This window comes from Snodgrassella sp. W8135 (genome assembly GCF_016101225.1).
In the GTDB taxonomy this organism is placed as follows: domain Bacteria; phylum Pseudomonadota; class Gammaproteobacteria; order Burkholderiales; family Neisseriaceae; genus Snodgrassella; species Snodgrassella alvi.
Window position 1 is genome coordinate 348,701 of the sequence record NZ_JACFQX010000001.1, and the last position, 21,322, is coordinate 370,022.

The following is a 21,322-nucleotide window of genomic DNA, read 5'->3' on the forward strand; positions in this document are numbered from 1 at the left end:
CTGGCAAAGCCGTTTAGGTGATACTTTGTCCTACTTATTCTCTCCAAAACCATTAGCTCTGGCCTTAACAACGGTTTTTTGTACTTTGCCCGGGTTTGTTCTTGCGGCCTCACCTTTGTCTATGGGCGAAGGAAATGTTTGTACAGCGCCACAGCGTCCGAAAAATTTTGTTAAACCTGTACAAAGCAGCGGTGAAGCTAATCCGGGTACTGATGTTACCCGGGTTGTGGCTGACGATGTCAACGGGCAGTCACAGGTTCAGGTACATGCAAAAGGGAGTGTCATTATTGAGCGTAATGATGTCACTTTGAATTCAGACTGGGCTGATTATGATCAGGAAAGCCAGATTGTTAAAGCTGGTGATCACTTTACTTTAGATAATGGTAAGGGACGTGTTACCGGTGAACATGTTACTTACGACATGGCTAAAAGTACGGGTGTCGGTGATGCCGGCCGCTTTGAAATGGAAAATGATAACCGGCGTCTGCAAGGTGTCGGGGACGAGATACAGATGGGTGGTAAAAATCGCTATCGTCTGCAAAGTGCTAAATTCAACACCTGTAATCCGGGCGATGACAGCTGGTATATCCGTTCAGGCAGTATTGATCTGGATTATGATAAAAATGTCGGGGTAGCCCGTAATGCAACGCTGGTATTTGGCGGTGTTCCTCTGTTTTACACACCATGGATCGATTTTCCGTTAAACGGCAATCGTAAAAGCGGGTTTCTGACGCCTACACTTAAAGGAGGATCTGACGGTTTTGAAATAATGACTCCTTATTATCTGAATCTGGCTCCTAATTATGATGCAACTATCCGGCCGCATTTTATTAGTAGCCGTGGCATACAGCTGGGCGGTGATTTACGTTACCTGCAGCCGACTTATCAGGGGCAGATTAGTGCTGACTGGGTGCCGAATGATCAGAAAAGCAGTCACAAAAATCGTGCAGAAATTGATTTTACCCATTCCCAGAGACTGGCAAAGGGATTAACCGGCGGTATTGACTATCATCAGGTCTCAGATGATGATTACCGGCGTGATTTTTGGAGCGGAGATAATGGCAGTTCTAATCTGAACCGGCAGGCATGGCTGAATTACCACCGGGATTTATGGGGCGGGACATTTGATGGCAGTTTAATGGTGCAAAAATATCAGACACTGGCCTCAATCAGTGGATATAAGGATCAGCCTTATTCACGTTTACCTCGTTTATCTGCTACGTGGAACCGTTATTTTGGTAATCATTACGCAGTCAATGTCTATGCTGAAGCAACCCGTTTTGAGGGCAGGGAAACTGGTCATAAAGACTGGTGGATACATAAATATCCCAATGGTACCCGCATGGTGTTATTGCCCACATTTACTGCTGACTATTCCAATAACTGGGGTTATATTCGGCCAAAACTGAGTTTTCATGCCACTCATTATGATATGAACCGGCAGGATAATCAGGATAGCCGCAGTATGGATCGTGCCGTACCTTTACTTAGTGTAGATTCAGGCGTGACCTTTGAGCGTTTATGGAAAAACAATCGATTAAACAAGGGATATATTCAGACACTGGAACCACGTCTGTTTTATACCTATATACCGCGACGTAATCAGAATGATATGCCTTTGTTTGATACAGCTGAAAACAGTTTTACCTATGATCAGTTATTTCATGAAAACCGTTATTCAGGACAGGACAGAATCAATGCGGCTAATTTTATGACAACAGCACTGCAATCTCGGATATATGATAGTACTAACGGTATTGAACGTTTCGCAGCCGGTATTGGTCAGCGCTTTTATTTCCGTGATGATAACGTCAAACTGAATGACAACACGCCTAAAAATAAAGAACGCAAACGCTCTGATATGGTGGCTTTTGGACGTGCTGCCCTGAGCGAGCACATCACAGCTGAAACTAACTGGCATTATAATCAGGATTTAAAAACATCTGAAAGTTATAACTTTGGCATCCGCTATACACCGAATGCAGGTAAAACTATCAGTGTTCGCTATAAATATGGTCGTTATGAAAATTTATATGATGATGTTTATGGCAAAATGCGTACAATAGATGTCGGTGTTCAATGGCCGCTAACCCGTAATTACTATCTGGTCGCACGGCAGGATTATGATTTTAATAGTAGTACATCTCTGAATCAGACAGTAGGGATAGAGTACCAGAGTCCGTGTCATTGCTGGAGTGCCGGACTGGTAGGTTCCCGCTATACAGATGATTACAAAAAACGCAAAACCGCCGTATTATTCCAATTGCAGTTGCGTGACCTGACAGGTATGGGAAATGGTTCCCTCAATCAGCTCACTTCACAAATTCCCGGTTACAGCAATACTTATGAGGTAAAACATTAATGAAAAAGATACATTCCTGGCTGGCAGCAACGATGCTGGCTGTAGTATTGCCTTCGGCAATGGCATTGGATATCAAACCAGTTGATAACATTGTGGCAGTTGTCAATGATGATGTAATAACACGTCGCGAGCTGGACTTAGTAGCAGCCCAGATGCGTTCACAGTTACCAAAAGGACAAAATATCAGTAATGCAGATTTACACGAGCAGGCACTTGCACAGCTGATACGTAAGGATTTACTGGTGCAAGCTGCCAGGCGCTCCAATATCCGCCTGACTAATGCCGATGTAAACGAAGCAATTGAACTGTTTGCTTCACAACGCCATATGACAGTTAAAGAGCTGATTCAGCGCATTGCTAAAGAAGGTGTGAATGAAGATCAGCTGCGCCGCACCATAACGGAAAACCTGCTGGCACAGAAAATTGAACAAAGTGAAGTAATGGGCAAAAGTCAGGTCAGTGATGCAGAGGTAGATGATGCTATTGCACGTGCCCAGCAGGAAGGAAGACCTCTGCCGCCACCGGTTACAGCCTATTCCTATCATGTGCAACATATTTTGTTGAAAAACGATAACGATATCACACGAAAACTGATTGAACAGATTGCTCAGCAGGCACGTTCCGGTGCCTCATTCGATCAGCTGGCACGGCAGTATTCTCAGGATGGCAGTGCACAAAATGGCGGAGATCTGGGCTGGATTATCGATGGTGAGACTGTGCCGCCATTCGAAGCTGCGGTGAAATCATTGCAGCCGGGTCAGATATCCATGCCGGTGCGTACTCAGTTTGGCTGGCACGTAATCCGTCTGGTAGCTGTCAGAAGCAATGACAGCCCGCAAGAACGTCAGCGTAACGGGATGCGTGCAGTACTGGTGCAGGAAAAACGCGAAATTCTACTGCAGAATTTCCTGAAACAGTTACATGATCAGGCCTATATCAGTATTCGTCCTTTGGATTAACCGGATAAAAACGACTTTTCTGCAATGCGTGCAGCCTGTATCAGTGTCCAAATGTCGAGTTTGCATATTCTGATAGCAAAGTATTTTTTATTGATTTTTCTGTGAAAAATATCATTATAATTCTGGCTTATTTTTATGAAGAATCAGTTAATTATTGCTGTTACTAGCGGAGAGCCGGCAGGTATCGGTCCAGATATCTGTCTGGATCTGGCCAGCCAGGACTGGCCGCAACGCATTGTGGTATTGGGAGATATGCAATTATTGCAGCAGCGTGCGGCACAACTGAATAAAAAAATTACCATACAGGCTTATCAGCCAGATAGTAACAAACCTGTATCCGGAGTACTGGAAGTTTGTCATATTCCAGTTCAGGTATCTGTTCAGGCAGGAAAATTAAACGTACAAAATGCTGCTTATGTATTGCAATTACTGGACAGAGCATATACTGGCATAGAACAGGGTGAATTTGCTGCTATAGTCACTGCTCCGGTTCATAAAGGAATTATCAACGATAGCGGTATTGCTTTTAGCGGCCATACGGAATATCTGGCTGCTAAAAGTGCTACTTCTCAAGTAGTAATGATGCTTACCGGTGGCGGTCTGAGAGTGGCTTTAGCCACTACTCACTTACCACTGCGGGCAGTAGCAGATACCCTGACACTTGAATTATTAACCGAAGTACTAACTATTCTGCATCATGATTTGCAGACAAAATTCGGGCTGATACAGCCGCGTATTCTGGTTGCCGGTCTCAATCCGCATGCTGGTGAAGGCGGTCATCTTGGAAATGAAGAAAATGATATTATTATTCCGGTAATCAGCCAGTTACAACAGAAAGGTATGCAAATAACCGGACCATTTCCGGCAGATACACTGTTTCAGCCTTTCATGCTTGAACAGGCTGATGCTGTTCTGGCTATGTATCATGATCAGGGATTGCCGGTATTAAAATATGCAAGTTTTGGAGAGGGCGTTAATATCACTCTGGGACTGCCTTTTATCCGCACCTCAGTGGATCATGGTACTGCGCTGAATCTTGCCGGTACTGGTGAAGCAACCAGCAGCAGTTTATTTGCAGCAATTCATGCTGCAGTGGATATGAGCAGGCACTGGAAAGCAGGGCAGTAATTACGCACTTGTATTTGATAAATACCAACAGACATCATAAAATCTAAGTTGCTATACGGCATGGGAATTCTCAATATGGCTACGCCGTTTATTGAAATGAAAAATGTGGTTTTCGCTTATGGCGACCGACCCATTTTAAAAAATATTAATTTTAAACTGGAGCAGGGCAGTTTTACCGCTATTATGGGTAGTTCCGGAAGTGGTAAAACAACCTTGTTGCGTTTAATTACCGGTCAGATCAGTGCACAACAGGGGCAGGTATTGATCAATGGTCGTGATATTTCCGAATTCAGCCGCGAAGAACTGTATTACCATCGCCGTAACATGGGCGTACTGTTTCAGTTTGGTGCTTTGTTTACGGATTTATCAGTATTCGATAATGTTGCTTTTCCAATGCGGGAACATACTGATTTGCCGGAAAGCATGATACATGATCTGGTGGTCATGAAACTGAATGCAGTTGGTTTACGCGGGGTAGAGCAATTAATGCCATCCGAGCTTTCCGGTGGTATGGCAAGACGAGTAGCACTGGCTCGTACAATTGCACTTGATCCGGCATTATTGCTATATGATGAACCATTTACTGGCCTGGATCCGATTTCACTCGGGGTAATAGCCAGTCTGGTGAGTAAGGTCAATAAAGCCTTACAAACTACCAGTGTAATGGTGACACATGATATCCAGCAATCTCTGGATATTGCCAGCCATGTGGTTTTTCTGGCACACGGTGAAATTATTTTTTCCGGTTCACCGCTACAAATGCGTGAACTGGATTCACCATGGATAAATCAGTTTATTCATGGTCAGGCAGACGGCCCGGTAGCATTTCGTTATCCGGCTACCACCACCTTACAACAGGATTTAGACATCGCGTGATGAAAGCAATCGAGCAACTGGGTGCAAAAACCCTGAGTTTTGTCCAGCATCTGGGGCGGGCAGCATTATTTCTGCTTGCCGCCTTGCTGCGCAGCGGAACAGTTTTACGCCGTCCGCGCCTGATGATCCGGCAAATGTATTTTTCCGGTGTTCTTTCTATTGTCATTATCGCAGTATCAGGACTGTTTGTCGGAATGGTACTGGGGTTACAGGCCTACACACAGCTGGCTAAATTTAAATCTGCAGATATTCTTGGTTATATGGTGGCTGCCGCCATGCTGCGCGAGCTTGGTCCGGTATTGGCTGCGATACTGTTTGCCAGCAGTGCCGGTGGTGCAATGACCAGTGAAATAGGTTTAATGAAAACCACTGAACAACTGGAAGCCATGAATGTCATGGCTATTGATCCGGTGGCGAGAGTTATCGCACCACGTTTCTGGGCAGGTGTACTTTCCATGCCTTTACTGGCTTCAATATTCAATGTTGCCGGCGTTTATGGTGCTTATCTGATTGGCGTAAAATATTTTGGCATGGATAACGGCGTATTCTGGGGTCAAATGCAGAATAATCTTGATTTTTACTATGATGTTGTAAATGGTTTAATTAAATCATTGGTATTTGGCGTAGTTGTTACTCTGATAGCTGTTTATCAGGGTTTTTATGCAAAACCGACATCAGAAGGTATTTTGCGCGCCAATACACGTACTGTTGTATCCAGCTCACTAACTATTCTGGCAGTGGATTTTATGCTGACCGCTCTGATGTTTACCAAATAGGGTGCAGATTAACAAGGTAATGATATGAAAAAAAACAGTCTGGAAATGCTGGTTGGTCTATTTGTTTTAATAGGCATAGTGGCAATTCTATTTTTATCTTTTCGGGTAGCCGGCGGTAATGGGATCGGCTCTTCCCAGCCTACATATACTTTATCGGCCTCGTTCAGCGATATTGGCGGTTTAAAAACACAGGCGCCTGTCAAAGCAGCCGGTGTTGTGGTTGGCCGGGTAGACAAAATTGTACTTGATCCGAAAACTTACTGGGCTAAAGTGACTTTAAAAATTGATAAACAGTACCAGTTTAGTACTGACACTTCAGCGCAGATTCTGACTTCAGGTTTGCTTGGCGACCAGTATATCGGACTGGAGCAAGGCGGCGACCCGGATAATCTGGCCGATGGGGATAATATTACTATTACCAGTTCAGCTTTGGTGCTGGAACAGTTAATTGGTAAATTTATGACCAGTTTTGCTGAGGGTAATGCCAAAAGCGATAATAAAAAAACAGATACTGCTGTTTCTGCGAGTGAATAAGTAAAAGTAACAGTAGATAAACAAATTTAATTTAATTAAAGGAATATATTAATGAAACTGAATAAATCTTCATTTTTCGGGGCGGTAAGTATTGCGATTATGAGCATTAGTATGGCATTTGCTTCACCACAGCAGGCAGTAAGCCAGCTTAAAGACAATGCTACTCAGGTATTGAATATTTTAAGTTCAGCCAATGGTAAAAATGATAATCAGGTACGTCGTCAGGCTGAAAACTATGCTATTCCGTATTTTGATTTTGAGCGCATGACTGCACTGGCGGTAGGTGCTCCGTGGCGTACCGCCAGTACTGCACAGCAGCAGGCATTAACTCAGGAGTTTAAAACCCTGTTAATCCGTACTTATTCCGGCACTATGCTGAAATTTAAAAATGCTCAGGCAAATGTATACAGTAATCCTGTCGTTAATAAGGGCGGACGCGAAATCATTGTGCGTGTAGATGTTACAACACCTAACAGTAAACCAGTACGTATGGATTACACCCTGTATCAGGCAGGCAATATATACCGTATTTACAATGTAGCTGTAGAAGGTGCCAGTCTGGTGACTGTATACCGCAACCAGTTTAATCAGACTATCAGCCAGAAAGGCATAGATGGTTTAGTAGCGGATTTACGTGCCAAAAACGGTAAATAATCATGCAAACCAACGTGCAGGGTAAAACCCTGATGATTCATGACAAGGTAACTATGGGTACAGTAGGAGAAAACGATTTCAAACGTTTCTGTGACTATATCCAAACCGGACAAATAGAAAAAGTGGACGTCAGTGGTGTAACCGAAGCCGATTCTGCCTGCGTGGCATTACTCGTGGCGGCTAAGCGGCTGGCGCACAGACAGAAATTTATGTTGCACATCGCCGGTGTGCCGGCGGGACTCATTACCCTGATGGCACTTTACGGTGTAGAGGAATCATTACAATGAGTAGTAAGAAAAAGTTGCTAACAGGCTGTGTACTGCTTGTGCTCAGTCAGGCTGGCTGGGCGGCAGCAGAACAGACCTATACTTATAAAGATCCGTATGAGGGTTATAACCGGGTGATGTTCAATATTAATGATCATCTTGATCGTTATATCATGACACCGGTTGCCCGCGGTTACCGAAAAGTCACTCCTTCACCTGTGCGTACAGGCGTCAACAACTTTTTCAATAACTTGCGCGATGTAGTGAGTTTTGGCAGTAATCTGCTGCGACTGGATATTGAGAAAGCCAGTACAGATTTCGTGCGCGTTGGTATTAATACTACATTTGGCCTGGGCGGTTTACTGGATATTGCTGATGCAGGCCGGATTCCGAACAACAAAAATACCCTTGGTGATACCTTTGCCTCATGGGGTTGGAAAAACAGTAATTACTTTGTTTATCCTCTTTTGGGTCCGTCGACAGTACGTGATAGTATCGGCAGTACCATTACTGATATATTCCCCATAGAAAATGCTATTTTCAAGGAAGATGCTGTACGCTGGAGTCTTACCGGCCTGAATGGAGTGGCCTCGCGTGAAGCATTGCTGGATGTAACCGATAGCTTGAATGATGCTGCACTGGATCGCTATACATACATGCGTGATGTATATATGAAATTGCGTAACAATCAGGTAGGCGGCACACTGTTTCCGGCAGATGATGAAGATGATGACGATATAGATAATCTGGTAGCTCCGGGTAGCGATAATGCCGTTACCCAGCCGGCTTCTGTATCATCAAGTCAAACTGTTAAAAAAGTAACTGAATCAGATGATAATGTTCCGGCAACAGCTGATTCAACACCAGATAAAATTACAGGCGACAACTTGTCTGAATCTCCGGTTTCAGCAAGTCAGCCCTATTGGAATGTGCATTAAACGTTAGTATTTTATAACAGTAATAAAGATCATTCCGAAAACTGAAATTCAGATCAGTATAAAACAAGGAATAAGACTATGTATGAAGTTAACCGCAGTGTATTTTTGCTTGTTCCGCTTGAACCATTCTGGGCCTGGTTGCAAAAATTACCTGATATTGATCTGGAACAGTTATCTCTGGATATTTTGCAACAGGATGCCAATGCCTATCTGACTTCCGCCAGTGAAGATATAGATAGCTTGTGGGTTGAAATCGAACAGCGTTATGAGGATATCTTTGCAGCAGAACTGGCTGACTGGTGTGAGGATGAAAGCTTGTGGCCTGATTTGAGCTTTGAAAATTTCAGAAACTGGTTTGGTGTACAATTTTCCACAGTAGTAACTGATTTGGCACAAGAAGAGCTGGCACGTGAAGCTTTTGTACCGATCGCTCTGAGTTAAGCAGTTCAGCTGTTATATTATGAAAAAAGCCAATATTGATATTGGCTTTTTTCTTTAAAACAGTTGTCTGATATGGATTCTGTGGATTGAAAAACTCATGTTGTCATAAAAAATACTGTATAAACTTTAAAATATCTAACTATATTTAATATAATCAATTAAAATTACCTATCGTAATCTTGCAATCAGTTTGTATACAATACACAAACGGAATTAAATTATATGCCGTACAGAAATAAATCTGTCTCGCGACGCCGGCTGTTACAGGCAGGCGGTGCTTCCCTGCTGGGGATAGCTGTGCCGCGTATAGTGCTGGCAGGTGCACAGCGTGAAGAAACCCTTTCTGATGATGTTGCTTCGATCATGCGCAATGCAGTTAATAATGCCAATCCTCCGCGCCTGATTTTTTCTTCGCCTTCAGAGGCCAGCCGCTGGCTAAATGCCATGTCGGGTCGTCTTGCTTCACATATTCCTGATGATTATGCACGAAAACGTTTATTAACCAATATTCAGTATGAATCAATGCGTGCTGGTTTGGATACACAGGTTATACTTGGTCTGATCGAAGTAGAAAGCCGTTTTCGTCAATATGCTATCTCCGGAGTAGGCGCCCGCGGTTTAATGCAGGTAATGCCTTTCTGGGTAAAACAAATTGGTCGTCCGGAACATAACTTATTCGATATTCGCACTAACTTACGTTACGGATGTACTATCCTGCGTTATTATCGAAATCGTGAGAATGGTAATATGGTAAGAGCGCTGGCGCGTTATAATGGTAGCTTAGGGCGTAGTACTTACTCGAATGCTGTTATCAATGCCTGGCAACGGCACTGGCAATGGGCCTGAATTCCTGGCATTCTGCGATATTTGTAATCTTTTAATTATGGGTTGTCATCTTAGACAGCCTGTATTCATTATTAGGAAACCACCATGTCTGTTAATAAAGTCATCCTGGTTGGCCGTCTGGGTCGTGATCCTGAAACACGATATATGCCCAGCGGAGATGCAATAACCAATTTTTCCATAGCTACTGATGAACAGTGGCGTGACCGTAATGGTGAACGCCAGACTCGTACTGAATGGCATAATATTACTCTGTTCGGTAAATTGGGTGAGATAGCCAGCCAGTATTTGCGTAAAGGCAGTCAGGTGTTTATTGAAGGCAGGATTCAGAGCCGTAAATATACCGGTAAAGATGGTATCGAACGCACCGCATACGATATTATCGGCAGTGAAATGAAAATGCTGGGTAGCCGCAATGATGGTGCTTCCGGCTCAGGTAATAGCTATGATCAGATGAATGGCGGAACCAACTATGCACAGGGAGGTAACTATAATCAGGACGGTTATGATGCTGCACCTGCTGCTTCCAGTCCGCCACCTGCTGCTCCGCGCCGTCAGGCACCACGGCCGGCACCTACTCCTGCTCCGGTAGATGATATTGATGACGATATTCCGTTCTAATAACAAAGAATAACATTGAATCTACTTTAAGCTGATAAAAACCTGATGATTTTTATTAATCAATTTTATACCTTTCAGAGAAATATCTTTGAAAGGTATTTTATTTAATGAAATATTAATAATTAGATTGGATAGTATTTATTTTTATGTTGATTAACTGTCAATCAGATAAAATAATTAAACTTAGCTCTCAAGTTATAGTCAGGACTATTATTTATATAATAAGTTAATATTTAATGATTAAATAAATGTTTAAAATAAAGCATCTTTATACCAGATTACATGGTCTACCAGAACCCATTGATCCTGTTTTTTCTCATACCAGATAGTTAAATTTTCATCTTGATTGCAAGACCACGTTACTTCTCTGATTATAATGTCTCTGTTTTCAATTTCTTTTTCTGTAAATGTATTTCTTAAACTAATTCTGAATTCTGAAATCACACCATCTCCTTTGCCTAAAATAAAAGTACTATCTGTTAATGGCGGGTATTTTGATACTAAAGTATTAACTGGTATCTGTTGTATTTGGTTAATATTTATATTCTTTTCAGTAATAAATTCTGTATTTACATTCAGAGTATCTGTTTTATAGCTTTCTTCTAATGATTTGGTTTTATTACAGGCAGATAACAATATTACTAATAGCATAGCTACAAAATTTTTATTTGTTTTAAATAGATTCATATTGAAATAATTTTGGATTCTTAAACGGGATTATTTAATTAGATATAAAGCGAGAGCAAAAGGATATACTAATAGCCTAATTTAAATCTAATTAGCGTAGTGATGTTGAGTATTTTATCAAAAACCAATTAATGTATTTTTTTAAATAGTTAGTAGCATTATTCTTTATGGTAATTTTGTTCTGATAAATTTCAGCAAAAAATTTATATCTGGTTAATTCTCCTTATCAGACGAAACTGAATCTTTTAAACTTCATAAAAGAAAGCTGAATTGATTTACTGTATATTATGAAATAACTAAAAGATTAGGTAACCGAGGCATAGATTAATAAAATAATTAAAATATATATATCTTTGTTAAATATATTTAAATAAAGTTTAGTATTCAGATAAATCTGGCGATGATTGGTTCGATTAATCAGATTAATGAACATACAAAGACGCAGTATTGATGATGAATATTATGGCAAATTAAATTGGCTGATTATTATATGAAATAGTCGTTATAAACGTTGCTATTTTATACCGGTCTGCTAAAATAGCACCTATGGAACAGCGCAAGCCGCCAAAATCGGGCGGCTTGCTTTTTGTTATTAATACGAAATACCGTTGATGCATTCTGCAGCGGTATCTTGGAGAAATATGATGCAAAAAATTCCGTTGACCGTAATTGGTGCTAATTTGCTGAAACAAGAGCTGCAAGAGCTTAAAAGTGTAGCTCGGCCGGCTGTAATTGAAGCAATTGCTGAAGCACGTTCGCATGGCGATCTGTCGGAAAATGCAGAATATGAAGCTGCTAAAGAAAAACAGGGCTTTATTGAAGGCAGGATTGCTGAAATTGAGCACAAGCTTTCCCTGGCGCATATTATTGATCCAAAAGAAACCAATGCTGATGGTAAGGTGGTTTTTGGTGCTACAGTGAAAATGCAGGATCTAGAAACCGAAGAAGTAGTGAGTTACCAGATTGTGGGTGAAGATGAGGCAGATATTAAACAGGCTAAAATTTATGTCGGTTCACCTATAGCACGTGCTCTGATTGGTAAAGAAGAGGGTGATGTGGCAGAAGTTCAGGCACCGGGCGGTGTTCGCGAATATGAAATTCTTGAAGTGTTTTATATTTAATTTATCTGCATTTAAAAAATTGTTTACTGCTTTACAGTAACTAGCCGGATAAAATAAAAGCGATTCATGTAATGAATCGCTTTTATTTATTCTGCCGGATTCTCTTTGCGGCGGAATAATATTAGTTGTTTGCCAATATGCTGAATTAATTCGGCATGAGTAGCTTTACATAGTTCTTCTGCAATGGCTATACGCGCTGCACGATCGTCACCTGCTACCTGTACTTTAATCAGTTCATGTGCATCAAGATTACGATTGGTTTCGGTGATTACTTCAGTAGTCAGTCCGTGCTGACCAATCAGTACTACTGCATGTAATTGATGTGCACGAGCTTTTAATGCCATTTTTTCTTTACTGTTTAATTTATCTGTTGCCATTTTACTTTCCGGATTAATTACGATCTGATTAGCCTGTTATTCAAGTTAGATTCAGAGTTGAGCTATTTTAAATGAGACAGACGATTTTTTATAGTTGAGAGGTCTTGTATATTTGTATTGAAAATAAAAATTCAAAATCAGTATATTAATAAGGTATTTCTTATTTTAATTAAAATAGTAATTTATAAAACATTCAGGTATATTTAATTTCTGTGATATTTGTTTATTTTTGGTAATATTTATTCTATTTTAATTAGTTAGCAAAAATTAATATCTTTTCCGTTAAGTCATTATAATTATGAAATTTTCGCAGATTTTGTGTCTCGGCATACTGAGAGTTCTGGATACCTTTATTTTCAGATTAGCTGTAGGGTTTGGGTTGTGCATGGTTTGTCTGCCTTTAGTGTCGCATCTGTACGCTAAGAGCAGCATCAAAAACCAATCTCATTTTCCTTTTGAAGTTGCGGTATTTAGGCCTGATGGCACTTTTACTCAGGTAAATTATAGTTTTAATAAAGATTTTAAACCGGAAAATACGTCATTTCTGGCCAAATTTCCCAGTGGGCAGGATAAATCATCAGATGGTAATTATTCCTTCAGTTATAAGGTACTTAAAGAGGAGCCACATCTTCAATTGATTGAGATTGAAACTATTGACCTGGATGATGATAGAAATACATGGGCAACATATGTTGCTACGTCCGATACTATTATGCCATTGAGTACCAGAATTGAAATCCCCGGTTATCTGCTGCTGAGCGCTCTTATGGCTTTTATTCTGGTGCAGCTAATGAAACAATTTATCAGATATGTGCGCTGGTGTTTCACTATGTCAATCTATTCAGATGAGTAATTTACACTACAAAAAAAGATTTGGAATAAAACCTGAGGAACAGGTCTGATAAATTGCTGAGTATAGCCGGTGGATAAAATTATTTATGCTGATGAATTTATCTTTTATATAAGGGGAAATGCTGTATTCTGCATCAATTTCACGATACAATGTGGTGATTTTTTCAAGAATTTGCATCATGGGTGTTCGCTCTAAATCTTCCAGTGCATGGCTCAACGAGCATGTTAACGATCATTATGTTCATCTGGCTCAGAAAGAAGGCTACCGTGCACGCGCAGCCTATAAGTTGCTGGAAATCAATGATAAGGATCATCTGATACGACCGGGTGCGGTAGTGGCTGACCTTGGCAGTGCTCCGGGTAGCTGGTCGCAGGTTGCGGCCAGGCTAGCTGGTGCGGCAGGACAGGTATTTGCACTGGATATTCTGCCTATGGAACCAGTGACGGGTGTACGTTTTATTCAGGGTGATTTTCGCGAGAATGACGTGCTGGCAAAGTTTGAAACTTTGCTGGATGGTTGTGAACTGGATCTTGTAATTTGTGATATGGCACCCAATATGTCTGGCAATAACATTACTGATCAGGCACGCAGTTTTTATCTGGCAGAATTGGGTCTGGAGTTTGCTCAGGCACATCTCAAACCGGGTGGTGATTTTCTGGTGAAGGTGTTTCAGGGAGCAGGTCTGCAAGAATTTCAGCAGGCTATGAAGGATTGTTTTGCTCAGGTAATGGTTCGCAAGCCGAAAGCATCCCGTGACCGCTCGAGCGAAATTTATTTGCTTGGTCGCGGTAAAAAATAGTAGTTATAGCCAATGCTATATGAAGAAGTTGGCTATATTAACTATTCTGAACAACAATTAATTAACCTCCTTAGGAGTTTCTGACAGTGCGGAATACCGTAAAGAATCTTTTGGTCTGGCTGGTGCTGGCGTTAGTATTAATGGCCGCATTCAATGCCATTACTGAGAAAAAAGAGAGTAAACAGCAAATTGAATACTCTCAGTTTATTCAGCAGGTTAACAAGGGTGAGATTGCCAGTGTAAATATTGAAGGTTCAGTGATTAATGGTCTGCAGCTGAAGGGCCAGCGTCATGATAAATCTTCTTTCATTACCAATGCACCGACACCGCTGGAAAATAATTTTGTTAGTAATCTGATAGCGAAAAATATTCGGGTTAATGTGATTCCGGAAGAAAAACCGGGTATTTTGACTAATATGTTTATCAGCATATTACCTATACTGTTGCTGATTGGTGTATTTTTTTATTTCATGCGCTCCACACAAGGCGGCGGAGGCAAGGGTGGTGCCTTTTCTTTTGGTAAAAGCCGTGCCCGATTACTGGATAAAGAATCTAATAAAACAACCTTTGCTGATGTAGCTGGTTGTGATGAGGCTAAGGAAGAAGTGCAGGAAATTGTGGATTATCTGCGGGCACCACAGCGTTATCAGACGCTTGGCGGGCGCGTACCGCGCGGTATTCTGATGTGTGGCAGACCGGGTACAGGTAAAACTTTACTGGCTAAAGCGATTGCCGGCGAAGCTCAGGTGCCGTTTTTCAGTATTTCCGGTTCCGATTTTGTAGAGATGTTTGTTGGTGTGGGCGCATCGCGTGTTCGCGATATGTTTGAGCAGGCAAAAAAGAACGCTCCCTGTCTGATTTTTATCGATGAAATTGATGCGGTAGGCCGCCAGCGTGGTGCCGGTTTGGGTGGTGGTAATGATGAACGTGAGCAAACACTGAATCAGCTGCTTGTGGAGATGGATGGTTTTGAAAGCAATACAACAGTTATTGTGATTGCGGCAACCAACCGTCCGGATGTGCTTGATCCTGCTCTGATGCGACCAGGCCGTTTTGACCGTCAGGTAGTGGTACCGTTACCGGATATCCGCGGACGTGAACAGATTCTGAAAGTACATGCTGCCAAAGTGCCTCTGGATAAATCAGTGGATTTACCTGTGCTGGCACGTGGTACACCTGGTTTTTCCGGTGCTGATTTAGCCAATCTGGTAAATGAAGCTGCTCTGTTTGCAGGTCGTCGGAATAAGACCAAAGTAGACATGAGTGACTTTGAAGATGCTAAAGATAAGATTTACATGGGTCCTGAACGTCGCTCCATGGTTATGCATGAGGATGAGAAAAAAGCCACTGCTTATCATGAATCAGGTCACGCTGTTGTTGCTGAGACACTGGATTTTACAGATCCGGTACATAAAGTAACGATTATGCCCCGCGGGCGTGCTCTTGGTCTGACTTGGCAGCTGCCGGAACGTGACCGCATCAGTATGTATGAAGATCAGATGCTTAATCAGATTTCAATTCTGTTTGGTGGTCGTATAGCTGAACAGTTGTTTATTGGTCGTGTGTCTACTGGCGCTTCTAATGACTTTGAACGTGCTACTCAGATTGCGCGTGATATGGTAACCCGTTATGGTATGTCCAAAAAAATGGGACCTGTAGTATATGGTGAAAATGAAAATGAAGTGTTTCTCGGGCGCTCTGTAACGCAATCGAAAAATATTTCTGAAAAAACCATGCAGGAAGTAGATGCTGAAGTACGTCGCATCCTTGATGAGCAGTATGAAATTGCTTATAAAATTCTGGATGAGAATCGCGATAAGATGCATACCATGGCTAAGGCTCTGATTGAATGGGAAACCATTGACCGTGATCAGGTGCTGGAAATTATGGCCGGTAAGCAGCCTAGTCCGCCAAAAGATTTCAGTGAAAATATAGTTAAGGATGGCGATACTGAGCAGCCGTTAGCTGAGACTGAAACTGAAGCTAAGACTGATGCGGTAGCTGAAACCGAAACAGATGCTAAAGCGGATGGAGCAACTCAATCTGAAACTAAAGCTGATGCTGTGGCTGAGGATGTGGATAATACTGAATCTAAAGCATCTGCACCTGAACAGAAATCACAGGACTAATTAATGTAGTTATATGATTTTTAACGGCAGCAATAGCTGCCGTTTTTTCTATGTTTTATCTTAAAATAAGAGGCACAAAATATAATAGTAATATTGAAAATAGTTATTCTGGTATATAGGTATATGCTATTTTGGTTTATCTGAATTGTTGAAAAGCATGGTAATTTAAGGCAGGAAGATTCTGTATTATGTAAATGATAAAATACTGGTAAAAGCTGGTGTGATAAATTCAGCCAAACGGTTCATTCATGAAAGTAGTAAATCAATATTTCCCATGAGGCAAATATTCTTTCATTAATTAATTTGGCTGGCTTTAAAATAGGTGAATTTATAAATTGAATATTTCTTCATTATTATCAGTTATAAATGTGAAATCAGAGCAATTATGATGGTTATATTGGAGTCTGGATTATTTATATAACTCAGATAATGACAGGGTATTTAAATCTTGAGATTTATCAATTTATTTTACATCAAGGTATTCTGTCTTAGTTCTGATAGCAATTCTGGTTGTAGTTCAATATATCTTTGTTAATTTCAATATTTTTTGATTTGCAACGATTTTTAATAGATTTTATGTTTTTGTTATTTTAAGTGAGTCTGAATTTGTACTTTGCGGATAAAAAAATCAAGATGTGAAGAGAAATATCTTTATCTGGCTGAGCAGAATTTATTGCTAGTATTATGGGTTTAACCACAAATACAGGCTGTATGATTATTTGATAAATGTTAAGGGATTATGATTGAGTATGAATAATTCTGGTCAAAATTACTGGCAGTGCGGGCGTTTTCAAATTGATTTGGCGCAGCCGAAAATTATGGGAATCGTCAATTTAACGCCGGATTCATTTTCAGATGGTGGTAGTTACAGTACTTCTCTGACTCTGGCATTAAAGCATGCAGAACAGTTATTAAAAGATGGGGCGGATATTCTGGATATTGGCGGAGAGAGCTCCCGTCCCGGATCTGATTTTGTTTCACCTCAGGATGAGTGGAAGCGTATTGAGCCGGTATTAACAGAGTTGGTTACCTGGAATGTACCATTAACTGTCGATACACGCCGCACTTGGGTAATGCGTCAGTTACTTGAGCAGCAGCTGGCTGACGGAATAAATGATATTCAGGCACTGGAAGATGCTGGTGCAGTGGATTTACTTGCGCAGCAGCAGAATATTGGTGTGTGTCTGATGCATATGCAGGGACAGCCGGAAAATATGCAGCATAATCCTGAATATCAGGATGTGGTTACTGAAGTTGGTCAGTATTTGCAGCAACGGGTATCTGTGTGTGAACAGGCTGGGATTGACCGTTTGCGTCTGACAATAGATCCGGGTTTTGGTTTTGGTAAGAGTCTTCAGCATAATATTGCATTAATGCAGCACTTTGCAGACTGGCATGCGGCCGCGGGTTGTCCGGTACTGATTGGGGTATCACGTAAAACGATGATTGGTTTACTGACTGATGAAACTGAACCAAGACAACGGGTTGTTGGAAGTGTGGTGGCGGCAGTAGCAGCAGTGGCACGTGGTGCAGCAATTATACGGGTACATGATGTACGTGAAACACGTCAGGGTTTACAGGTATGGGCGGCCCTGGGCGGAAGTATTTAATAAGATAGGTTGCAGATTGTCAGCAGACGCGGGCTGCGTTTTTATTATGTAATCTGAGTAGAGTTTAATCGGGTTCAGATTTATTGTGAACCGGATAGTTTTCAAATAACATTTTATTTACTGACTGAACAGCTATGCCTGTTCTACAATAATAGTCTTGAATTAATCGGTCGGAGCAGGTGATGGCAAAAAAATATTTTGGTACTGACGGGGTGCGTGGTGAAGTTGGTAAGTTTCCGGTAACCCCCGAATTTGTACTGAAATTAGCGTATGCTGCCGGACATGTACTGGTACAACATGGAACTGATCATCAGCCTACTGTGCTGATTGGTAAAGATACAAGAATTTCCGGTTATATGCTAGAAGCAGCAATGGAAGCCGGCTTTACAGCAGCAGGGGTAAATGTACTGCTTACCGGACCATTACCTACACCGGGTGTGGCTTATTTAACTCGTGCACTGCGTTTGGATTGCGGGGTGATGATATCTGCTTCACATAATGCTTATCATGATAATGGTATTAAATTTTTTGCAGAAGGCGGAGTCAAGTTAAGTGATATTCTGGAGCTGGAAATTGAAGCAGAGCTGGAAAAGCCGGTAAAAACTGTCCCTTCCAGCGAGCTTGGTCGTGCACGGCGCATAAATGGTGCTGTTGACCGTTATATAGAGTTTTGTAAATCTACTTTTCCGAATCATTTGAATTTGCGCGGTTTGAAGCTGGTGGTAGATACGGCAAATGGTGCGGCCTATGCTGTGGCACCTAAGGTATTTCATGAGCTGGGTGCAGATGTGGTCTGCATCGGCGATCAGCCGGATGGTTATAATATCAATCTGAAAATCGGTGCGACATATACTAAGTCACTACAGGCAGCAGTGTTACAGAATGAAGCCGATTATGGTATTGCGCTGGATGGTGACGGCGACAGGCTGATGATGGTAGATAAATTCGGCAAAGTCTATGATGGGGATGCGCTGATTTATGTAATTGCTAAAGCTCGTGCTGCAGCAGGCTGTCTGGATGGCGGTGTAGTGGGGACGGTTATGACCAATCTTGCTATGGAGCTGGCGTTTAAGCGGCTGGGCATTGACTTTGTCCGCGCTAAAGTAGGCGACCGTTATGTTCTGGAACAGCTGCATCAGCATCAGTGGTCACTAGGGGGAGAAGCTTCCGGTCATATAGTTTGTCTGGATAAGCATAATACCGGTGATGGAATTATTGCAGCTTTACAGGTCTTTGCAGCCTTACAGGTTTTACAGCAGGATTTAGCCAGTATACTTACTGACTGGCAGCCTTTTCCGCAAACTATGATTAATGTTCATATTGAGCCTGATCAGGACTGGCAGAGTATTGCGGCGCCGGTAGCTGATGAGGTGATGAAACAGCTCGGAGATAATGGACGTGTGGTACTTCGCCCGTCAGGAACAGAACCGGTGGTGCGGGTTATGGTAGAAGCTCGTCAGACTGAAGTTGCGCGTCAGGCAGCTGAAAAAATTGCCAATGCAATTAAGACAGGTTTGGCAGAGTAAATCTGTCTGACAGGAATAAAAGAAGAACGGGCATTTTATGTTTGCATTGCTGGAAGCTTTTTTTACTGAGTATGGCTATGCAGCGGTATTTATGGTATTGGTTGCCTGCGGCTTTGGTGTGCCGATACCGGAAGATGTAACGCTGGTTGCCGGTGGTGTTATAGCCGGACTGGGACATGCGCATGTACATACCATGTTTATGGTAGGTATGGCCGGTGTTCTGGTAGGCGATGGTATGATGTTTAGTGCCGGACGCGTATTTGGTCATCGTATTCTGAAATTTCGTTTTGTTCAGCGGGTAATGACGCCCAGGCGCTATGCTCAGGTACAGGATAAATTTGATAAATATGGTAGCTGGGTATTATTTATTGCCCGTTTTCTGCCCGGTTTGCGTACCCCGATTTACATTACCGCCGGGATCAGCGGGAAAGTTTCTATACCGAAATTTTTGTTGATGGATGGTCTGGCAGCAATGATTTCTGTACCTGTGTGGGTGTATCTGGGTGAATATGGTGCGGAAAATATTGATTGGCTGATGCATAAGGTGCATCAGTTCCAGGCAGTTGTGTATGTTGTGATTGGCGTTGGTGCACTGGCACTAGTCTATTACTGGTGGAAAAAGCGTCAGCGTATCCAGTTTTTTAAACGTAAAATTGCTGAAATTCGTCAGCGCAGGCGCAATCGTAAGCAGCAAAAACAAAATTTGAAGTAATACGCCCGAGATAAAGAAAAAGACAGTTGAGAAAACTGTCTTTTTTATTTATGGTCGCTATGTCAATTTATTATTTAGTTTCGCCGATTTTACCTTCACGACCGCTGAACAGGTTTTTGATATTGCTTTTATGCCGGTAAAGAACCAGTATATCAATCACTATAACAGCAATTACCCAGCTTAACTGAGGCATAAACCACCAGGCAGCAAACGGGCTGATCAGAGTAGCTATTAATGCGGCCAGTGAAGATACTTTGAAACCAAAGGCCATAATCAGCCATACTGCTGCACAAATAAGTGCAGTAGGCCATGATAAAGCCAGGAGTACACCCAGTGCAGTAGCTACGCCTTTACCACCTTTAAATTTGAAAAATACCGGCCACATGTGGCCAATGAGAACCACTACGGCAATTATGGCAATGGTATTGCTGTCCAGTTGCCAGACCGTCTGATAGTGTTTTGCCAGCCAGACGGCCAGCCAGCCTTTGAATGCATCGCCTAACAGTGTAAGAGCAGCGGCACTTTTTTTGCCTGTACGCAAAACATTGGTAGCACCGGGATTGCCGGAACCATAGCTGTGCGGGTCGGGCATACCCATACAGCGTGAAACAATAACGGCAAAAGACAGAGAGCCCAGTAAATAGGCACCGATAATTGCAAGGTAATTGACCATAAAGCGGTTTCTTTAGTCTACAATCTGAGGGTTTGCATTTTAGCTCAGTAGGTTGGACATGGATACTATCTTTTTACACGGCATGACTGCGCAGACGCTGATTGGGGTATATCAGTGGGAGCGGCAACAACAGCAAACACTGTTGCTGGATGTGGATATTGGTACAGATTTTCAGCAGGCGGCGCAAAGCGATAATATTGACGATACGATTCACTATGCCAGAGTGGCTGATGATTTGCGTGAGGCACTCGCTGAACAGGAATTTTTGTTACTGGAAGCACTGGCAGAGTATGTGGCTCAGTTTATATTGAACCGTTACAGGGCATTATGGGTGCGGGTGAAAGTGGTGAAGCCGGGTATTCTTGCTGGTATTAAGGAAGTGGGTGTACAGATTGAACGCCGGAATACCCAAGTATGATAATAATCTGTTTTTCCTG

General features: G+C 42.0%; 23 protein-coding genes. 20 read left to right on the top strand and 3 right to left on the bottom strand.

What is annotated here, in order from left to right:
- The first annotated feature begins 25 nt into the window (after window positions 1-25).
- The 12 genes from H3T75_RS01525 (at window position 26) to H3T75_RS01580 (ending at window position 10,398) form a co-directional block, all read left to right on the top strand.
- Window positions 26-2,362, top strand: a complete 2,337-nt coding sequence (locus H3T75_RS01525) for an LPS-assembly protein LptD (protein WP_174830539.1) — start codon at window positions 26-28, stop codon at window positions 2,360-2,362.
- A complete protein-coding gene (locus H3T75_RS01530) occupies window positions 2,362-3,321 on the top strand; it encodes a peptidylprolyl isomerase (protein ID WP_084552063.1) in 960 nt (319 codons plus the stop codon). The genes H3T75_RS01525 and H3T75_RS01530 overlap by 1 nt, the downstream gene beginning before the upstream one ends.
- Window positions 3,322-3,456: 135 nt before the next feature.
- Entirely contained in the window at window positions 3,457-4,449 is a 993-nt protein-coding gene (gene pdxA, locus H3T75_RS01535) for a 4-hydroxythreonine-4-phosphate dehydrogenase PdxA (RefSeq protein WP_084553060.1), read from the top strand.
- Between the two features lie 75 nt (window positions 4,450-4,524).
- The gene (locus H3T75_RS01540; RefSeq protein WP_084553059.1) at window positions 4,525-5,325 is read left to right on the top strand and encodes an ABC transporter ATP-binding protein; all 801 of its coding nucleotides are present in this window, start codon (window positions 4,525-4,527) and stop codon (window positions 5,323-5,325) included.
- Complete coding sequence (gene mlaE, locus H3T75_RS01545) at window positions 5,325-6,101, top strand: lipid asymmetry maintenance ABC transporter permease subunit MlaE (protein ID WP_078475685.1); 777 nt, start codon at window positions 5,325-5,327, stop codon at window positions 6,099-6,101. The genes H3T75_RS01540 and mlaE overlap by 1 nt, the downstream gene beginning before the upstream one ends.
- Before the next feature lie 24 nt (window positions 6,102-6,125).
- Window positions 6,126-6,635: an outer membrane lipid asymmetry maintenance protein MlaD gene (mlaD, locus tag H3T75_RS01550; RefSeq protein WP_174830538.1), complete on the top strand. Its 510-nt coding sequence runs from the start codon at window positions 6,126-6,128 to the stop codon at window positions 6,633-6,635.
- 57 nt (window positions 6,636-6,692) lie between these two features.
- Window positions 6,693-7,289, top strand: a complete 597-nt coding sequence (locus H3T75_RS01555; RefSeq protein WP_025331219.1) for a phospholipid-binding protein MlaC — start codon at window positions 6,693-6,695, stop codon at window positions 7,287-7,289.
- Window positions 7,290-7,291: 2 nt separating this feature from the next.
- Complete coding sequence (locus H3T75_RS01560; protein ID WP_025331218.1) at window positions 7,292-7,576, top strand: lipid asymmetry maintenance protein MlaB; 285 nt, start codon at window positions 7,292-7,294, stop codon at window positions 7,574-7,576.
- The gene (locus H3T75_RS01565) at window positions 7,573-8,493 is read left to right on the top strand and encodes a VacJ family lipoprotein (protein WP_174830536.1); all 921 of its coding nucleotides are present in this window, start codon (window positions 7,573-7,575) and stop codon (window positions 8,491-8,493) included. Before H3T75_RS01560 ends, H3T75_RS01565 begins: the two co-directional genes overlap by 4 nt.
- Window positions 8,494-8,571: 78 nt before the next feature.
- Window positions 8,572-8,934: a VacJ gene (locus tag H3T75_RS01570; RefSeq protein WP_084547258.1), complete on the top strand. Its 363-nt coding sequence runs from the start codon at window positions 8,572-8,574 to the stop codon at window positions 8,932-8,934.
- A 222-nt stretch (window positions 8,935-9,156) separates the two neighbouring features.
- Window positions 9,157-9,780, top strand: coding sequence for a lytic transglycosylase domain-containing protein (locus tag H3T75_RS01575; RefSeq protein ID WP_174830534.1), 624 nt, complete (start codon window positions 9,157-9,159; stop codon window positions 9,778-9,780).
- Window positions 9,781-9,864: 84 nt separating this feature from the next.
- Window positions 9,865-10,398 (top strand): single-stranded DNA-binding protein, encoded by a 534-nt coding sequence (locus H3T75_RS01580; protein WP_100115512.1) that lies wholly within the window; start codon window positions 9,865-9,867, stop codon window positions 10,396-10,398.
- Window positions 10,399-10,650: 252 nt separating this feature from the next.
- Here the strand turns inward: H3T75_RS01580 and H3T75_RS01585 are convergent, their stop codons facing one another.
- Window positions 10,651-11,085, bottom strand: coding sequence for a hypothetical protein (locus H3T75_RS01585; RefSeq protein WP_198189887.1), 435 nt, complete (start codon window positions 11,083-11,085; stop codon window positions 10,651-10,653).
- A gap of 644 nt (window positions 11,086-11,729) precedes the next feature.
- Here H3T75_RS01585 and greA point away from each other — a divergent pair.
- Window positions 11,730-12,206, top strand: coding sequence for a transcription elongation factor GreA (gene greA / locus H3T75_RS01590; RefSeq protein WP_084586105.1), 477 nt, complete (start codon window positions 11,730-11,732; stop codon window positions 12,204-12,206).
- A gap of 86 nt (window positions 12,207-12,292) precedes the next feature.
- On the opposite strand, the gene yhbY is transcribed toward greA, so the two are convergent.
- Window positions 12,293-12,583 carry a ribosome assembly RNA-binding protein YhbY gene (yhbY, locus tag H3T75_RS01595; protein WP_041881436.1) on the bottom strand — a complete coding sequence of 97 codons (291 nt, stop codon included), beginning with the start codon at window positions 12,581-12,583 and terminating at the stop codon, window positions 12,293-12,295.
- 385 nt (window positions 12,584-12,968) lie between these two features.
- Here yhbY and H3T75_RS01600 point away from each other — a divergent pair, with 385 nt between their 5' ends.
- From H3T75_RS01600 to H3T75_RS01625, 6 genes are all read left to right on the top strand, one after another.
- On the top strand, window positions 12,969-13,436 hold the full coding sequence (locus tag H3T75_RS01600; protein WP_198210832.1) for a hypothetical protein: 468 nt from the start codon (window positions 12,969-12,971) through the stop codon (window positions 13,434-13,436).
- Window positions 13,437-13,614: 178 nt separating this feature from the next.
- The gene (locus tag H3T75_RS01605; protein WP_041880460.1) at window positions 13,615-14,235 is read left to right on the top strand and encodes an RlmE family RNA methyltransferase; all 621 of its coding nucleotides are present in this window, start codon (window positions 13,615-13,617) and stop codon (window positions 14,233-14,235) included.
- Between the two features lie 86 nt (window positions 14,236-14,321).
- Window positions 14,322-16,364, top strand: a complete 2,043-nt coding sequence (ftsH, locus tag H3T75_RS01610) for an ATP-dependent zinc metalloprotease FtsH (RefSeq protein WP_198210833.1) — start codon at window positions 14,322-14,324, stop codon at window positions 16,362-16,364.
- A 749-nt stretch (window positions 16,365-17,113) separates the two neighbouring features.
- Window positions 17,114-17,974 carry a dihydropteroate synthase gene (gene folP / locus H3T75_RS01615; protein WP_198210834.1) on the top strand — a complete coding sequence of 287 codons (861 nt, stop codon included), beginning with the start codon at window positions 17,114-17,116 and terminating at the stop codon, window positions 17,972-17,974.
- A 182-nt stretch (window positions 17,975-18,156) separates the two neighbouring features.
- Window positions 18,157-19,500: a phosphoglucosamine mutase gene (gene glmM, locus H3T75_RS01620; RefSeq protein WP_037475785.1), complete on the top strand. Its 1,344-nt coding sequence runs from the start codon at window positions 18,157-18,159 to the stop codon at window positions 19,498-19,500.
- Window positions 19,501-19,537: 37 nt separating this feature from the next.
- Entirely contained in the window at window positions 19,538-20,212 is a 675-nt protein-coding gene (locus tag H3T75_RS01625) for a DedA family protein (protein WP_084587147.1), read from the top strand.
- A 70-nt stretch (window positions 20,213-20,282) separates the two neighbouring features.
- Here H3T75_RS01625 and plsY read toward each other — a convergent pair whose 3' ends face one another.
- Window positions 20,283-20,885 (bottom strand): glycerol-3-phosphate 1-O-acyltransferase PlsY, encoded by a 603-nt coding sequence (gene plsY, locus H3T75_RS01630; protein WP_110414447.1) that lies wholly within the window; start codon window positions 20,883-20,885, stop codon window positions 20,283-20,285.
- Window positions 20,886-20,943: 58 nt separating this feature from the next.
- Between plsY and folB the strand changes: the two genes are divergently transcribed.
- A complete protein-coding gene (folB, locus tag H3T75_RS01635) occupies window positions 20,944-21,303 on the top strand; it encodes a dihydroneopterin aldolase (RefSeq protein WP_198210835.1) in 360 nt (119 codons plus the stop codon).
- Window positions 21,304-21,322 lie beyond the last annotated feature (19 nt).

Bases quoted from the DNA above. Each gene is read 5' to 3' on its own strand.
- H3T75_RS01530 (WP_084552063.1), top strand. From the start codon at position 2,362: ATGAAAAAGATACATTCCTGGCTGGCAGCAACGATGCTGGCTGTAGTA.
- pdxA (WP_084553060.1), top strand. From the start codon at position 3,457: ATGAAGAATCAGTTAATTATTGCTGTTACTAGCGGAGAGCCGGCAGGT.
- H3T75_RS01540 (WP_084553059.1), top strand. From the start codon at position 4,525: ATGGCTACGCCGTTTATTGAAATGAAAAATGTGGTTTTCGCTTATGGC.
- mlaE (WP_078475685.1), top strand. From the start codon at position 5,325: ATGAAAGCAATCGAGCAACTGGGTGCAAAAACCCTGAGTTTTGTCCAG.
- mlaD (WP_174830538.1), top strand. From the start codon at position 6,126: ATGAAAAAAAACAGTCTGGAAATGCTGGTTGGTCTATTTGTTTTAATA.
- H3T75_RS01560 (WP_025331218.1), top strand. From the start codon at position 7,292: ATGCAAACCAACGTGCAGGGTAAAACCCTGATGATTCATGACAAGGTA.
- H3T75_RS01565 (WP_174830536.1), top strand. From the start codon at position 7,573: ATGAGTAGTAAGAAAAAGTTGCTAACAGGCTGTGTACTGCTTGTGCTC.
- H3T75_RS01570 (WP_084547258.1), top strand. From the start codon at position 8,572: ATGTATGAAGTTAACCGCAGTGTATTTTTGCTTGTTCCGCTTGAACCA.
- H3T75_RS01575 (WP_174830534.1), top strand. From the start codon at position 9,157: ATGCCGTACAGAAATAAATCTGTCTCGCGACGCCGGCTGTTACAGGCA.
- H3T75_RS01580 (WP_100115512.1), top strand. From the start codon at position 9,865: ATGTCTGTTAATAAAGTCATCCTGGTTGGCCGTCTGGGTCGTGATCCT.
- H3T75_RS01585 (WP_198189887.1), bottom strand. From the start codon at position 11,085: ATGAATCTATTTAAAACAAATAAAAATTTTGTAGCTATGCTATTAGTA.
- greA (WP_084586105.1), top strand. From the start codon at position 11,730: ATGCAAAAAATTCCGTTGACCGTAATTGGTGCTAATTTGCTGAAACAA.
- yhbY (WP_041881436.1), bottom strand. From the start codon at position 12,583: ATGGCAACAGATAAATTAAACAGTAAAGAAAAAATGGCATTAAAAGCT.
- H3T75_RS01600 (WP_198210832.1), top strand. From the start codon at position 12,969: ATGGTTTGTCTGCCTTTAGTGTCGCATCTGTACGCTAAGAGCAGCATC.
- H3T75_RS01605 (WP_041880460.1), top strand. From the start codon at position 13,615: ATGGGTGTTCGCTCTAAATCTTCCAGTGCATGGCTCAACGAGCATGTT.
- folP (WP_198210834.1), top strand. From the start codon at position 17,114: ATGAATAATTCTGGTCAAAATTACTGGCAGTGCGGGCGTTTTCAAATT.
- glmM (WP_037475785.1), top strand. From the start codon at position 18,157: ATGGCAAAAAAATATTTTGGTACTGACGGGGTGCGTGGTGAAGTTGGT.
- H3T75_RS01625 (WP_084587147.1), top strand. From the start codon at position 19,538: ATGTTTGCATTGCTGGAAGCTTTTTTTACTGAGTATGGCTATGCAGCG.
- plsY (WP_110414447.1), bottom strand. From the start codon at position 20,885: ATGGTCAATTACCTTGCAATTATCGGTGCCTATTTACTGGGCTCTCTG.
- folB (WP_198210835.1), top strand. From the start codon at position 20,944: ATGGATACTATCTTTTTACACGGCATGACTGCGCAGACGCTGATTGGG.